The organism is Avibacterium sp. 21-586, assembly GCF_026226775.1.
In the GTDB taxonomy this organism is placed as follows: Bacteria; Pseudomonadota; Gammaproteobacteria; order Enterobacterales; family Pasteurellaceae; genus Avibacterium.
The window spans coordinates 528,719-543,146 of sequence record NZ_JAKKOD010000002.1; the positions used below are offsets into that span (position 1 = coordinate 528,719).

Annotated in this window: 13 protein-coding genes; all 13 read right to left on the minus strand. The window is 42.1% G+C overall.

Annotation, left to right across the window (positions count from 1 at the left end):
• Positions 1 to 138 precede the first annotated feature (138 nt).
• The 13 genes from nlpI to fmt all read right to left on the minus strand — a co-directional run bounded on the left by nlpI (position 139) and on the right by fmt (position 14,339).
• Positions 139 to 1,035, minus strand: coding sequence for a lipoprotein NlpI (gene nlpI, locus L5B71_RS10275; protein ID WP_265758358.1), 897 nt, complete (start codon positions 1,033 to 1,035; stop codon positions 139 to 141).
• 106 nt (positions 1,036 to 1,141) lie between these two features.
• Positions 1,142 to 3,277, minus strand: coding sequence for a polyribonucleotide nucleotidyltransferase (gene pnp, locus L5B71_RS10280; protein WP_265758288.1), 2,136 nt, complete (start codon positions 3,275 to 3,277; stop codon positions 1,142 to 1,144).
• Between the two features lie 276 nt (positions 3,278 to 3,553).
• Entirely contained in the window at positions 3,554 to 4,153 is a 600-nt protein-coding gene (locus L5B71_RS10285; RefSeq protein ID WP_265758289.1) for a cytochrome c3 family protein, read from the minus strand.
• Positions 4,154 to 4,155: 2 nt separating this feature from the next.
• Entirely contained in the window at positions 4,156 to 4,587 is a 432-nt protein-coding gene (locus tag L5B71_RS10290) for a nitrate reductase cytochrome c-type subunit (protein WP_265758290.1), read from the minus strand.
• A gap of 1 nt (position 4,588) precedes the next feature.
• A complete protein-coding gene (napH, locus tag L5B71_RS10295) occupies positions 4,589 to 5,452 on the minus strand; it encodes a quinol dehydrogenase ferredoxin subunit NapH (protein WP_265758291.1) in 864 nt (287 codons plus the stop codon).
• Positions 5,452 to 6,204, minus strand: a complete 753-nt coding sequence (napG, locus tag L5B71_RS10300) for a ferredoxin-type protein NapG (protein WP_265758292.1) — start codon at positions 6,202 to 6,204, stop codon at positions 5,452 to 5,454. Before napG ends, napH begins: the two co-directional genes overlap by 1 nt.
• Before the next feature lie 74 nt (positions 6,205 to 6,278).
• On the minus strand, positions 6,279 to 8,759 hold the full coding sequence (gene napA / locus L5B71_RS10305) for a nitrate reductase catalytic subunit NapA (RefSeq protein ID WP_265758293.1): 2,481 nt from the start codon (positions 8,757 to 8,759) through the stop codon (positions 6,279 to 6,281).
• 26 nt (positions 8,760 to 8,785) lie between these two features.
• Positions 8,786 to 9,073 carry a chaperone NapD gene (locus L5B71_RS10310; protein ID WP_265758294.1) on the minus strand — a complete coding sequence of 96 codons (288 nt, stop codon included), beginning with the start codon at positions 9,071 to 9,073 and terminating at the stop codon, positions 8,786 to 8,788.
• A 2-nt stretch (positions 9,074 to 9,075) separates the two neighbouring features.
• Positions 9,076 to 9,600 (minus strand): ferredoxin-type protein NapF, encoded by a 525-nt coding sequence (gene napF / locus L5B71_RS10315; protein ID WP_265758295.1) that lies wholly within the window; start codon positions 9,598 to 9,600, stop codon positions 9,076 to 9,078.
• 251 nt (positions 9,601 to 9,851) lie between these two features.
• Positions 9,852 to 11,228 carry a Trk system potassium transporter TrkA gene (gene trkA, locus L5B71_RS10320; RefSeq protein WP_265758296.1) on the minus strand — a complete coding sequence of 459 codons (1,377 nt, stop codon included), beginning with the start codon at positions 11,226 to 11,228 and terminating at the stop codon, positions 9,852 to 9,854.
• Positions 11,229 to 12,044: a glycosyltransferase family 2 protein gene (locus L5B71_RS10325; RefSeq protein ID WP_265758359.1), complete on the minus strand. Its 816-nt coding sequence runs from the start codon at positions 12,042 to 12,044 to the stop codon at positions 11,229 to 11,231. It lies immediately after the preceding gene.
• Positions 12,016 to 13,380 carry a 16S rRNA (cytosine(967)-C(5))-methyltransferase RsmB gene (gene rsmB / locus L5B71_RS10330; protein WP_265758298.1) on the minus strand — a complete coding sequence of 455 codons (1,365 nt, stop codon included), beginning with the start codon at positions 13,378 to 13,380 and terminating at the stop codon, positions 12,016 to 12,018. Before rsmB ends, L5B71_RS10325 begins: the two co-directional genes overlap by 29 nt.
• On the minus strand, positions 13,380 to 14,339 hold the full coding sequence (fmt, locus tag L5B71_RS10335) for a methionyl-tRNA formyltransferase (protein WP_265758299.1): 960 nt from the start codon (positions 14,337 to 14,339) through the stop codon (positions 13,380 to 13,382). Before fmt ends, rsmB begins: the two co-directional genes overlap by 1 nt.
• Positions 14,340 to 14,428: the final 89 nt, after the last annotated feature.

The following is a 14,428-nucleotide window of genomic DNA, read 5'->3' on the forward strand; positions in this document are numbered from 1 at the left end:
AATACTCGAATATAAAAAAGAAAGCTCAATTACTTTCAGTTTCACAAAGCCTAGGTGTGGCGAAAAATCGCCGCTTTGTGGATAACATTGTTGAAAAGTTTTACGTTTTACAACACCAAATCTAGGCAGATGCCTAGTTTATTGTGCTTGTGTGCGTTTTAATTTCGCCAGTTCAAGCACTGCAAAACGATACTCAACAAAGTTATACACCTGATTCGCTATGGCCAATTTAAACAGGGTTTCTGCTTTTTCCCTTTGACCCAAATTGAGTTGTTGTTTTGCTAGATAAAAGTAGGTTTCGGTCAATACTTCGGCATAAGGCATTTTTTGCTTTTCCGCAAATTCTACCCCTTGCTGTTGTAGCTCAGTGAGCGACAACTGACCTAAATAATATTGCACAATATAATTGCCCCATTGCTTTTGCGAGAGCGCTGGTGCCTGTTGTGCTAACTGCAGTTTAGCCTTTTTAGGATTGATTTCTAGTTCATTGAGATATAACCATAATGCACGGTAAGCATCAGTTTTATCTTGTTGATAAAACTGCGCGAAATCTTTCTGTGCAAGTGAGTAACGTTCTATATAATAAAAACCTAATCCACGATTAAATAGGCTATATTCATCGTTTGGATTTAATTCCAATGCCGCATTAAATGCGTCTAACGCCTCATCATAATCTTCATTGATAAGCTGATAGACACCCAAATAATTATAAAGTGCGGCGTTTTTTGGCTGAAAAATTAAAGACTGCAAAAAGTCATAACGTGCAAGCTCCCAAAGCCCAAGGGCGTCATACAACACCCCTCGTTCAAAATGAAAGGCTGCACGCTCTCTTTTATCAATCTCACCAAGTTGCAATACTTGGTTGATACGAGCAAGCATTATTTCTTGCTCGATGTGGCTATTCGGTGTTTGTTCCGCAATAATCAATTTATTTTCTATCATAAATGGTTGCGAATTGACACAGCCTACAAGTAATAATAAAAAACTCCAGATTGACAACAGCCTGAGAGATTTTCTACATCCATTACATTGCATCATTTTTTAGCCTTAAAAGCTAGCTTAAGTATAATTTACTGACAGATACAAGCTAGCTTTCCTATTAAGATAATTTACGTCCTAACAAATAGGAGGTAATATTCTCTTATTCTTGCTCACAGACATCTGCCACAACGTCTTCTGCTGGGATAGCATCTTGTTTCGGAGCAATATCTTTCATTGTTAAGCGGATACGGCCTTGACGATCAATTTCAACTACTTTCACGCTAACTTCTTGACCAACGCTTAAGTAATCACTGACTTTTTCTACGCGCTCATCAGCGATTTGTGAAATATGAACTAAGCCTTCTTTATTGCCTACTAATGAAACAAATGCACCAAAATCGGCAAGACGAGTGACTTTACCTTGATAGATTGCACCAGCTTCTACTTCCGCCGTGATGTCTTCAATGCGAGCCATTACTTCTTTCACGGCATTGTTATCTACAGCAGCAATTTTCACTGTACCATCATCATCAATATCAATAGATGTACCAGTTTCTTCGGTTAATGAGCGAATAACAGCCCCGCCTTTACCGATCACATCTTTAATTTTCTTCGGATCGATTTTCATTGTGTGAATACGCGGTGCAAAGTCAGAAATTTCCGCACGCGGTGCAGGAATAGCTTGTTCCATTACACCAAGAATGTGCATTCTCGCACCTTTTGCTTGGTTAAGGGCGATTTGCATAATTTCAGGGGTAATCCCTTCAATTTTGATGTCCATTTGTAATGCGGTAACCCCTTCCCGTGTTCCCGCTACTTTGAAGTCCATATCACCTAAGTGATCTTCATCACCTAAAATGTCCGAAAGCACGACAAATTTTTCATCTTCTTTTACTAAGCCCATTGCGATACCCGCAACAGCGGCTTTAATTGGCACCCCTGCGTCCATTAAGGCTAATGATGCACCACATACCGATGCCATTGATGATGAACCGTTAGATTCTGTGATCTCAGACACCACACGCACCACATAGGGGAATTCGCTCAAGCTTGGCATTACTGCGGCGACACCACGTTTTGCTAAACGACCGTGGCCGATTTCGCGACGTTTTGGCGAGCCAATCATACCTGTTTCACCCACAGAATATGGTGGGAAGTTGTAGTGGAACAAGAAGTGATCGGTTTTTTCACCGGTTAATTCGTCAATGATTTGTGCATCACGTTCTGTCCCTAAGGTTGCCACCGCTAAGGCCTGTGTTTCACCACGGGTGAAAATCGCAGAACCGTGTGTGCGCGGTAACACGCCTGTACAAATGTCTAATGCGCGCACGGTATCTACGGTACGGCCATCAATACGTGGTTCACCGTTTAGAATGCGTGAACGCACGATTTCACTTTCAAGTGCGGTAAGAATATCAAGAATTTTTCCTTCGCTAAGCGTTTCATCTTCAGCGGTTAATTGACTTACCACGTCTGCTTTAATCGCATCAATTTGCTCATAACGGGCTTGTTTTTCGGTGATACGATAAGCGTCGCCTAAACGGCTTTCAGCAAGGGCTTTGACTTTATCAATTAGTGCTGTATCTGGTGCTGGTGGCTGCCAATTCCAACGCGGCTTGCCTGCTTCTTGGGCAAATTCTTTAATGGCTTCAATTACCACTTGTTGTTGCTGATGACCAAATACCACTGCAGCCAACATCTGTTCTTCGGTTAAAATGTCCGCTTCCGATTCCACCATTAGTACGGCTTTATCTGTCCCAGCCACGACTAAGTCTAAACGGCTTTGTTTTTGTTCGTTAGTGGTTGGATTTAATACGAATTGACCATCAATAAAGCCAACACGTGCTGCACCGATAGGGCCGTTAAATGGCACGCCTGAAAGGGTAAGTGCTGCTGAAGCACCGATCATCGCCACTAAATCTGGACTAATTTGTGGGTTTACCGAAACCACGGTTGCCACGATTTGAATTTCGTTGAAAAAGCCTTCAGGGAATAATGGACGGATTGGACGGTCAATTAAACGCGCAACTAAGGTTTCCCCTTCAGAAGGGCGCCCTTCACGTTTAAAGAACCCACCAGGGATACGTCCTGCCGCGTAAGTACGCTCTTGATAGTTTACGGTTAATGGGAAGAAATCTTGCCCTTCTTTTACGTCTTTTTTCGCTACCACTGTTACGAACACGCTAGTGTCGTCCATACTCGCCATTACTGCCGCTGTAGCTTGACGGGCGATTGCACCGGTTTCTAAGGTTACCGTGTGTTGACCATATTTAAATTGTTTAACAATTGGATTCACAATATTTTCCTTCAAATGAAATGGAATGATTTACGGAGGATTCCGCACTGAATGCTTTTAGGCGAAAATAACAGCTCAACTGTTTGATTTCACCTTGCTTTCCCAATTGCGACTAGCAAAAATTCTCTCACAAAACACCGCACTTTACTGGATTGTGCAAGAGTATTTTTGATAGCCACACGCCAATGGAAAATAAAAGCCCTGCTATTATACAGGGCTTTTGTGTTTATTGATACTGCTAAATACAGTGGATTTTAGGTTTGTTCACTTTACCAACTATTCTGCCTTTTCTGCTGGTAAAAAACCAGATTTAATATCTTTCATATTTGGCAAGTGGTGAGCAATACCTTTGTGGCAATCTATACAGGTTTTTCCTTCTTTAATTGCCAGCGTGTGCATTTTTTCTGCCACTGTTTTTTGTTGGGTGAAATCCATTGCTTCAAAATTATGACAATTACGGCACTCCTGTGAATTGTTAGCTTTCATTCTTGCCCATTCACGCTCTGCCATTTCTAGGCGAGCAGCCTCAAATTTTTCTTTGGTGTCTACTTTACCTGTGATGTGCGCATAAACCTCCGTTGCTGCTTTGATTTTACGCACCCATTTAGGAATAAACTCGTGTGGTAAATGGCAATCCGCACAAATGGCTTTTACCCCAGTACGATTTGCATAATGCACCGATTGACGATATTCAGGCACCACATCGTTCATATGGCAGCTAGAACAAAATTCTTCCGTATTGGTATGTTCCAATGCGGTGTTAAATCCGCCCCAGAAAATAATGCCTGCAATAAAAGAAAGGGTGATTAACACGCCCACGGCAATACGACTTGGCGAACGAAACCAATGCCAAAACTTTTTGATTAATTTCAACATTTTTATTCTCCGTAACCTTTCATCGGTTTGAATTCATTTGGCACGATTGGCTCAACATCAGATTGTGAAACGTGGCATTGTAAGCAGAAATAGCGGCGTGGTGAGGTTTCACCACCTACGATATTGCCATCACGATCCATAAAGTGCGTTGGGCTAATACGTGTTGCACCTGTAATGCGAGAGGCTTCCACACTGTGGCAGTTTAAGCACTGATTGACATTTTTTGTTACTTGATAATTTTTCACGCTATGTGGAATAGTTGGTGGCTGATTCACATAGTTAAGTGGTGGTAGCTCACTTTGTTTTGGTACATTGTGAAAAGCAGGCTTCACATCTTCTGCAGCCCCTTGCAGATAATTGTCGATTTTGTCTTCTGCCGCCATCACTGTGGTCGCAAAAAGAGCGGTCAAAATTAAGAAGGTTTTTTTAATCATTTTATTCCCCCGAATGATTAAATCTAGTGGTAAAAGTAAATACATTTTCAGCACAAACATCAATGCAACGTCCGCAACTGATACAATCTTTGGAAAGTACGAGCAAGCTTTCGTTTTTCTTGCCGTGTAATGGGCTACGTAACACTTGAGGTTCAGGGCAAATGTTGTAGCAATCCATACAATTATCACAGCGTGCGCGATCAATCACTTTAATGCGCGCAATACTTTTTGCGCCAATTAAGCCATAGGTCGCACCGATAGGACATAAATGCCCGCACCAGCCGTGCTCTGCAATCAATAAATCAAATAAAAATATCGCTAAAATTAACCAAGTGGTTGCACCGAAACCATAAATTAAGGCGCGTCCAAATGCGCTCACAGGATTGATCCATTCCCACAACATAATCCCGCTTAACGCACTGCCGATGAGAATCATCAGCAAAATGCCGTAGCGTAAGCCTCGCGGGATTTTAGCATTTTGGCGAATGCCTAATTTACGTCTTAGCCAAGCGGCACAATCGGTAACCAGATTTAACGGACAAACCCAGCCGCAAAATACTTTGCTTCCCAATAAAGCATAAAGGGCGATCACAATGCCTGCACCAAGTAAGGTGGTGAAGTTAGGCAAATGACCAGTTGCAAGGCTTTCTGCCGTGATGAGTGGATCGCTCATTGGGATCAAATCTAAAAATAAGCTACCACTATAATTGCCACGCAGAATCCATACATCTAGCCAAGGACCACTCAGAAACATTGCAATAATACTTAACTGAGTTAAACGTCGCCAAAATAAAAAGCGGTTTGCACGCCACAATCCTAGCTTTTCTCTGGCTTCTCTGCCTGCATCTTTCGGTGAATTTGCCATTAAAATCCCTCCGGTTTGCGTACAGGTAAGGAAATAATGTCATCAGGTGCCAGTGAATGCCCTGCTTTCTCCTTTTCTTCCCAACCTAAGCGATAATGCTTACCCAACATTCCTTTTGCTAAGGCGAGAGGGAGTACTTTAATTGCTGCCTCATCAAGTACGCAGGCTTCTTCACATTTTCCGCAACCAGTGCAAGCTTCTGAATGCACTGTTGGAATAAACATCGCATGCTTACCCGTGCGATCATTGCGTTGCATTTCTAAGGTGATAGCTTTGTCGATAAGCGGACAAACGCGATAACACACGTCACAACGCAAGCCTTGCCAGTTTAGGCAGGTTTCGTGATCCAACAGCACCGATAAGCCCATTCTGGAATCGTTAATATTATCCTGTGTAGAATCTAACGCTCCACTCGGACAAGCTTTTGCACAAGGAATGTCTTCACACATTTCGCAGGGTTTATCCCGTGCGATGAAATAAGGTGTACCAGCTTCCATTGGCGAAAGCAGGGAAGCAAGGTGCAACATTTCATAAGGGCAGGCTTGCACACATTGTCCGCAACGAATACAGGCTGCGGCAAATTTTTTCTCATCTTCAATAGCAAATGGGGGGCGTAATGCCACGCCTTGACGAGCAAGGCTTTGCTCTTGTTGAAGACCGAGTAAAATGCCAAGGCCTGCTAATCCGCCCGCGGTGCGAGCCGTGTCCTTAAAAAATTTGCGACGTTCCGGTGTTTGGGTTAATTTTTTCATTTTATTTTTCACCGCACTTACTATAAATCTGGTGCATTTAATGATAGAAAGTGCGGTGTATTCCAGCCTGCTTTTTAGGCTTTTTCCACTTTAACGGCACATTTTTTGAAGTCCGTTTCTTTTGAAATTGGGTCAGTTGCATCTAAGGTTAACTTATTTGCTAATTGACCAGCATCAAAGAAGGTGGTGAAAACTAAACCTTCAGGACATTTATTACGCCCGCGTGTGTCGACATAGGAAATAATCTCCCCACGGCGTGAAGAAACTTTAATTTTATCACCATGGCGTAAACCACGCTTTTTCGCATCGTTCGGATGCATCCAAACTACATTGTTTGGGAATGAACGGTGTAATTCAGGAACACGGCGCGTCATTGTACCTGTATGCCAGTGTTCTAACACACGACCTGTGGATAACCATAAATCATATTCATCATCTGGCATTTCCGCAGGTGGCTCATAAGGCACAGCTAAAATTACAGCGCGCTTATCCGGCTGCCCATAGAAAGATACCTCTTCACCTGATTTTACATATGGGTCGTAGCCTTCACGGTAACGCCATAATGTTTCTTTGCCGTCCACCACAGGCCAACGTAAACCTCGAGCTTTATGGTAAAGATCGTATGGTGCTAAATCGTGGCCATGCCCACGACCAAATGATGCATATTCTTCAAATAAACCTTTTTGAATGTAGAAACCGAAGTCGTAAGCTTCATCGTTAAGGCGGTTATCCAACTCAGCATTAGAATATTTATCTACATTACCGTTGCGGTATAACACGTCATATAACGTTTTACCTTTAAATTCTGGGTTCGCATCTAAAATTTCAGTTGGCCAGACTTCATCGGTAGTGAAGTATTTTGAAAATTCCACTAATTGCCATAAGTCAGATTTTGCTTCACCCGGAGCTTTCACTTGTTGGCGCCATACTTGCGTGCGACGTTCTGCATTACCGTAAGCACCTTCTTTTTCTACCCACATGGCTGTTGGTAACATTAAATCAGCTGCTAAAGCAGATACCGTTGGATACGGATCGGAAACCACAATAAAGTTTTCAGGATTACGCCAGCCTGGGAAAGTTTCTTCATTGATGTTTGGGCCACCTTGCATATTGTTAGTACACATTTGCCATAATACACGCATTTTGCCATCTTTTAATGCGCGGCTTTGTGCTACCGCATGGTAACCTAATTTATCTGTAATTACTCCAGCTGGAATTCTCCACGTTTTTTCAGCGATAGCACGATGCTCTGGCTTAGTAACCACCATATCGGCAGGTAAACGATGGATAAAAGTTCCCACTTCACGGGCTGTACCACAAGCAGATGGTTGACCGGTTAAGGAGAATGGGCCACATCCTGGAGTAGAAATTTTACCCGTTAATAAGTGAATGTTGTAAATCAAGTGGTTTGCCCACACACCACGAGTGTGTTGGTTAAAGCCCATTGTCCAGAAAGAGACGACTTTGCGTTTCGGATCAGCATAAAGCTGTGCCAAACTTTCTAGTTGATCTTTTGGTACTCCTGACATTTCGTGGGCTTTATCGAGGGTATATTCAGACACAAGTGCTTTGAGTTCTTCAAAGTTACTGTCATACATTTTACCACTATTTGCATTTTTGGCTGCTTTTTGACGCGGATCGCTATCACGCAAACCATAACCAATATCCGTTTCACCGCGTTTGAATTTAGTATGTTTATTGACGAAATCCCAGTTGATCGCATTATTTTGGATAAGGTAATTGATGATATAGTTAAGGATCACCAAGTCAGTTTGCGGTGTAAAAATCATTCCATTATCCGCAAGCTCAAAACTACGATGTTCGAAAGTAGAAAGTACAGCAACTTTTACATCTGGGTTAGATAAACGGCGATCAGAAATACGCGACCATAAAATAGGGTGCATTTCCGCCATATTAGAACCCCATAAAACGAAAGCTTCTGCTTGCTCAATATCATTATAACAGCCCATTGGCTCATCAATACCAAAGGTACGCAAGAATGCTACCGCTGCAGACGCCATACAATGGCGTGCATTTGGATCGATATTGTTAGAGCGGAAACCGGCTTTCCAGAGTTTTGCTTTGGCATAACCCTCAAAAATGGTACTTTGTCCAGAAGTGAACATTCCCACACCATTTGGGCCACGTTCTTTCATTGCGTTTAAGAATTTCTCTTTCATTGTTTTGAAAGCGGTATCCCAAGTAACTGGCGTAAATTCCCCATTTTTATCATACTTACCGTCTTTCATACGCAACATTGGTTGAGTTAAACGGTCTTTTCCGTACATAATTTTCGGCAAGAAGTAACCTTTAATACAGTTCAAACCACGGTTTACTTCGGCATCTGGATCACCTTGTGATGCTACAACACGGCCATTTTGTGTTCCTACTAATACACCACAACCAGTACCACAGAAACGACAAACGGCTTTATCCCATTTGATGCTGTTATCTTGTGCAGCTTCCACGTTTTTCACTGGAATGCTTAATCCAGCAACAGCCGCAGCCGCAGCGGCTGCATTGGCTTTCATAAAGTCTCGGCGACTTAAATTCATCTCATTTCCCCCACGAGTATGATTAATTATTCATCATTGTCATCATCTTGTTGATGATAAATCAAAGATACGGTAATCACGCCATCAATATTGCGTGCTTGCTCCATTTGCTCGAGCAAAATATGTTGATCGTGAGATTGCATCACCACCACCAACTTGCCTTTTTCTACATCTTCGGCAGGCACTTCAGTATAAGGTACCGCTAAAAGTGCGGTTTTTATTTTTTCGATTTTTTGCGGATTACATTGAACAATCACGCCACAAACGTGCCATTCCTCCGCTTTATCCATTGGGATAATTTCTTGTTCTGACATAGTTATTCCTGTGGATAATTAAGTTTAATCGCAGAAACTGGGCAGGCACTGATGCACGCACCACAACCATTACAATCCACCAAGTTTAAGTTTGGTTGTGCCACTTTCCCAAATTGTGGCACAAAACGAATCGCACGCATTTCACAATTGTCTTGACAGGTACGGCACTCCACCTGTTTTTGTGTTAAACATTCATTTTTAATGTCAATTTTATGTCGCCAAGCCACTTCACTGACTGGGTGAAATATAGGTTGCTGGCACACTTCTACACATTTTTGACAAAAGGTACATTCGCCTTTATCAAATTGCACTTCAGGAAATCCGCCTTGCCCTTGCACCAAAATCTGTGTTTCGCAGGTCTTCACACAATCCCCACAAGCGGTGCAATATTGAATAAAAAGCGCTTCACTTACCGCCCAAGGTGGACGCACGCCCTGAAAGCCTTGCACTTTTATTGTTTCACTTTGTAATGAATGTAGAAAATTACCACGCAAAAAATGGCGACGAGGCAATGTTGTTTCTGACATTTTTCACAATCCAAAGTTACTTTTTACTAGGCTCGCTATTTTCTAAAGCTAAAGCAAGGTTTTTAATAACCCAAATTAGGTATTTAGATAAAAAAATACGTTTTTGTTGCGTTAGATCAAACTTATTTTGCGGTATTCATTTTCTTCATTAAAAAGATGGGGCTGTATTAAATTAACAGTTAGTTAGCCAATAAAAAGTTAGGGCTAAGCTAATGTAGCCCTCTATTTACTTATACTAGCATTAACTTTAGTTAAATAAAAAAAGCACTCGGTTGGAAGAGTTTTTCTACTTCAGGGATATGCTTTTTATCGCTCACATAAACAACAACATGATCATCGTTCTCAATAATTAAATTTTTTCTTGCAATCATTACTTGATCACCACGTAATACTGCACCAATAATCACGCCTGCAGGCAATTTTACTTCAGATACTTTTCGCCCAATTACATGAGAAGATTCGGGATTACCGTGAACGATAATTTCTAATGCTTCTGCAAGACCATGATGTAAAGATACCACATTACCAATATCTCCTTTACGGATATGTTCAAGTAACGCAGAAATAGTCGATTGTTGTGGAGATACGACAATATCTAAGGTTCCCCCTTGCAATAAATTAATGTATGCCATTCGCTGAATTAATACCATTGCTTTTTTGGCGCCTAATCGTTTTGCAAGTAGAGCAGACATAATATTTGCCTCATCATCACTTGTGAGAGAAAGAAAAACATCTATATTTTCAATATGTTCTTCAAATAACAAGGATTGATCAGAAGCATCACCACAAAATACAAGTGTTTTCGATAAATGTTCTGCCAATATTGTGGCTCGCTCAGGGTTACGCTCAATTAGTTTCACCGAATATTGTTCTTCTAAACGTTTAGCTACACTGCTCCCAATGTTTCCTCCACCAATTATCATTATACGCTTATATGTTTTTTCCAAGCGCTGTAATTCACTCATTATCGCTTTAATATGGATAGCATCACAAATAAACGTCACCTCATCACCCGCTTCAATAATCGTTGAACCTTGGGGGCGAATAACCTTATCTTGTCGCAAGATAGAAACGATTCTACAATCAATGTAAGGTAAATGTTCTTTTAATGCAGACAATGCATAACCGACCAACGGGCCACCATAATAAGCTTTAACAACGACAATACTAATTCGTCCATTCGCTAAATGAGAAACTTGTAATGCGCCTGGATAAGCAATTAAGCGAACAATTTCATCGGTAACCAATTTTTCGGGTGAAATAATATGATCAATCGGGATAACATCAGTCTGGAATAGCTTATTTTTTTCACGTAAATAATCAGCACCACGGATACGTGCAATTTTAGTTGGCGTATTAAATAAGGTATAAGCAACTTGGCAAGCGATCATATTGGTTTCGTCTGAATTCGTAACTGCCACCACTAAATCTGCATCTGCTGCGCCGGCCTCACGCAAAACCTTTGGTGAAGACGCTACCCCATGAACAACCCGTAAATCGTGCTTATCCTGCAAAGCAAGCAATCGCTCGGCTTGATTATCCACGAGGGTAATATCATTATCCTCACTCACCAAATTGGCTGCCAAAGTTGTTCCAACCTGACCTGCGCCTAAAATTATAATCTTCATTTACTCTGTTCTCTCAATATGAAGAGGTAAAACCCCTGTTTCTGGATAATTAAGGCAATCTTTCAACTGCATCATTCTTCGACAAATACTCGCTGTGATCTGATTGGCTTCATTTAGCTTTTCTTCCGTTACGCTCTCATCGTGTTGATTAAATAAAATGGCATTAAGTAAACGCTGCGCATGCATCCCATCATGGCAATAGTGCAAAACACCAGCCTCATTAAACAGCGTACCAACTAGACAAAGTTTTGTTGTTGCCAACCCAAATGCGCCATCCTCACCACCTAATTGTCTAAACAATGGATCTTGCGGGAATCCTCCACAGGCAAGAAAAAAAGAACGCTTGATAACTAAATTTCCTGCGCCTGTCATCTCCATATATTGCCAAGCCTTGCCGAAGGCTGGATGCGTGGTATAACGTTCTGGTAAATTTACAGGTTTGAGAGACAACCGCAGTACATTTATTTCTGCTTTAAAAGCAAAAACTGCTGCCGCATTTTCTAAGGCTCTCTCTTCATAAGCATCATCAGCATCAAGAAAAGCAATAATATCCGCGTTACTTTGCAACGCTCCCCAATTTCTCGTTTTAGCTACGCCACTGTTTTTAGGCATTTGTTCAATACAAATTTTCCCTGGATACTTCTGATATAGCCGTTTGGCTAGCTCATAACTTTCATCTGTAGAAACATCATCAATCAACCATAATTTACCTAAATATGGCTGTTCTATAACAGAGTAAACGGCCCTAGCTAAAGTCTGACTACAATTATAACAGGGCATAATTACATCAATCGTTGGAAACTTCACCCTTATCATCCTCTCGCTTGAGCAATTTTGCGTAATAAAATCCATCGCCACTATTTTCTTGTGGGAAGAATTGATGGCCAACCTGTGTTTGTTTGGGGAAAGGCAGGGGCATTAATTCTGCCTCAGGGTGTTGTTGTAAAAATTCGCTGATTTGTTGGCTATTTTCTTCTGGTAATAATGAGCAAGTGGCGTACAGCAACACGCCATTTGGTTTTAAGCATTGCCATAAAGCCGTTAAAATGGCTTTTTGTAAGGCCACTAAAGAGGCAATGTCGCTTTCTTTGCGCAACCATTTTATATCGGGATGGCGACGGATCACGCCAGTGGCTGAACAAGGAGCATCAAGCAAAATTCGATCAAATTGCACCGCACTTTCGCCAAATTGCTGTTGAATTTGTTCAAGCCATTGATTTGGCTGGCTGGCATCACCACAAATCACAAAGGCGTTTTGCCCTATTCGTGCGAGATTTTCTTGCACGCGTTTCAATCGATGTTGTTCAATGTCTAATGCCACTACCTTGGCTTGCGGCGCAAGTTCTAAAATATGCGTGGTTTTCCCGCCGGGTGCAGCACAAGCATCTAAAATCAATTCGCCATTTTGCGGCTCAAGCAATAAACCCGACCATTGTGCGTGCAAGTCTTGCACGGTGAGCCAACCTTCGGCGAAATGCGGTAATTGCGCGACATTTTTCGCCTGTTCCAAGCGGATTGCCTGTGGATGATCCGCGCTTACTGCTTCAATTTCTGCATTTTGCAACAAGGTTAAATACCCGTTCACATTGCTATGTTGCGGGTTCATGCGCAACCACATTGGTGGCCGTTGGTTATTCGCTTCCACAATCTCACGCCAATTTGGATAGGCTTTCTTCAGCTTATTCACGAGCCACTCAGGGTGCAAGGTTTGCCAATGCTTATCCACTTTTGCCAAAATGCGCGCTTGCTCGCGTAAGAAACGGCGTAGCACGCCATTTACCAAGCCTTTGAAACTGTCTAATTTTAGGCTTTGTGCGGCTTTTACCATTTCATCTACCACCGCGTGATCGGGCGTGCGTAAATATAATAATTGATACAAACCCACCAACAATAAACAATGCACAAGACGCGTTTTACCTTTCAGTGGCTTATCTACCAAGTGCTGGATAATCTGCTCTAAACGTGGCAACACGCGGCAAACACCGAAACAAATTTCTTGTAATAAAGGGAGATCTTGCTCTTTCAGCGCAGGATTTTTTTCCGCCAACAACGTGGAAAGCGATTGCCCATTATCCAGCACTTGTAAGAGATATTGTGCTGCCAGTGCGCGCGCAGAAAGTGCGGTGCTTTTTTTGCTGATTTTTTGTTTCATTATGCCAACACCTTACCCACGCGGAACCAATCTGCTCTGCCATTAAGTAAATCCTGCACCGACATCGGCTTCTTACCCGCAGGCTGAAGTTTGGTGAGATTTAACACGCCATCTGCTGTGGCAATTTGAATGCCATTTTTGTCCGCTTGTAAAATCGTGCCAACTGGCTGATTTTGATGTGGCAGCACCGTGGCTTGATACACTTTCAAGGTCTGTTCGTTGCCCTCTTTATCCGTAGTAACAAAATAGCTAATCGGCCAAGGATTAAACGCACGAATACAACGATCAAGCTGTGCTGCTGAAAGTTGCCAATCCAATTTCGCCTCTTGTTTAGAAAGTTTATCGGCATAGTTAGCAAGGGCATCATCTTGTACTTTGGGTGGAAATTGTCCAGTTTCCAAGCCATTTAACACCTCAAGCAACGCATTTGGCGCAATCTGTTCCAACTTATGATAAAGGCTTAGAGAGGTGTCTTCTTGGCTGATGTCGCAATACACTTTATGCAGCATATCGCCCGTATCCAAGCCTTCATTCATTTGCATAATAGTCACGCCAGTTTGCGTATCGCCCGCCCAAATTGCACGCTGAATCGGTGCTGCCCCACGCCAACGGGGCAAAATCGAACCGTGAACGTTTAAACACCCTAATCTTGGTGCGTCCAACACCGCTTTCGGTAAAATTAAGCCATAGGCCACCACTACCATCACATCGGCATTCAGTGCTGCCAGTGCTTGCTGCGCATCCACTTTACGTAGGGATTTTGGTTGATAGACAGGAATCTGATGCTGCTCCGCTAATTGTTTCACCGCACTCGCTTGCAGTTTCTTACCTCGTCCAGCCGGTTTGTCTGGCTGGGTATAAACCGCAATTACATTATGTTCTGAATTCAACAATACAGCTAAGTGCTGCGCAGCAAATTCTGGTGTACCCGCAAAAACAATATTTAAAGATTTGGTCATTGAATTTCTCTATTGCAGAAAATCATTATATTGGTTAAGTATAATGTATTTTTACCTTAGGTGAAAAGAATACTAAACAGAAACAACGT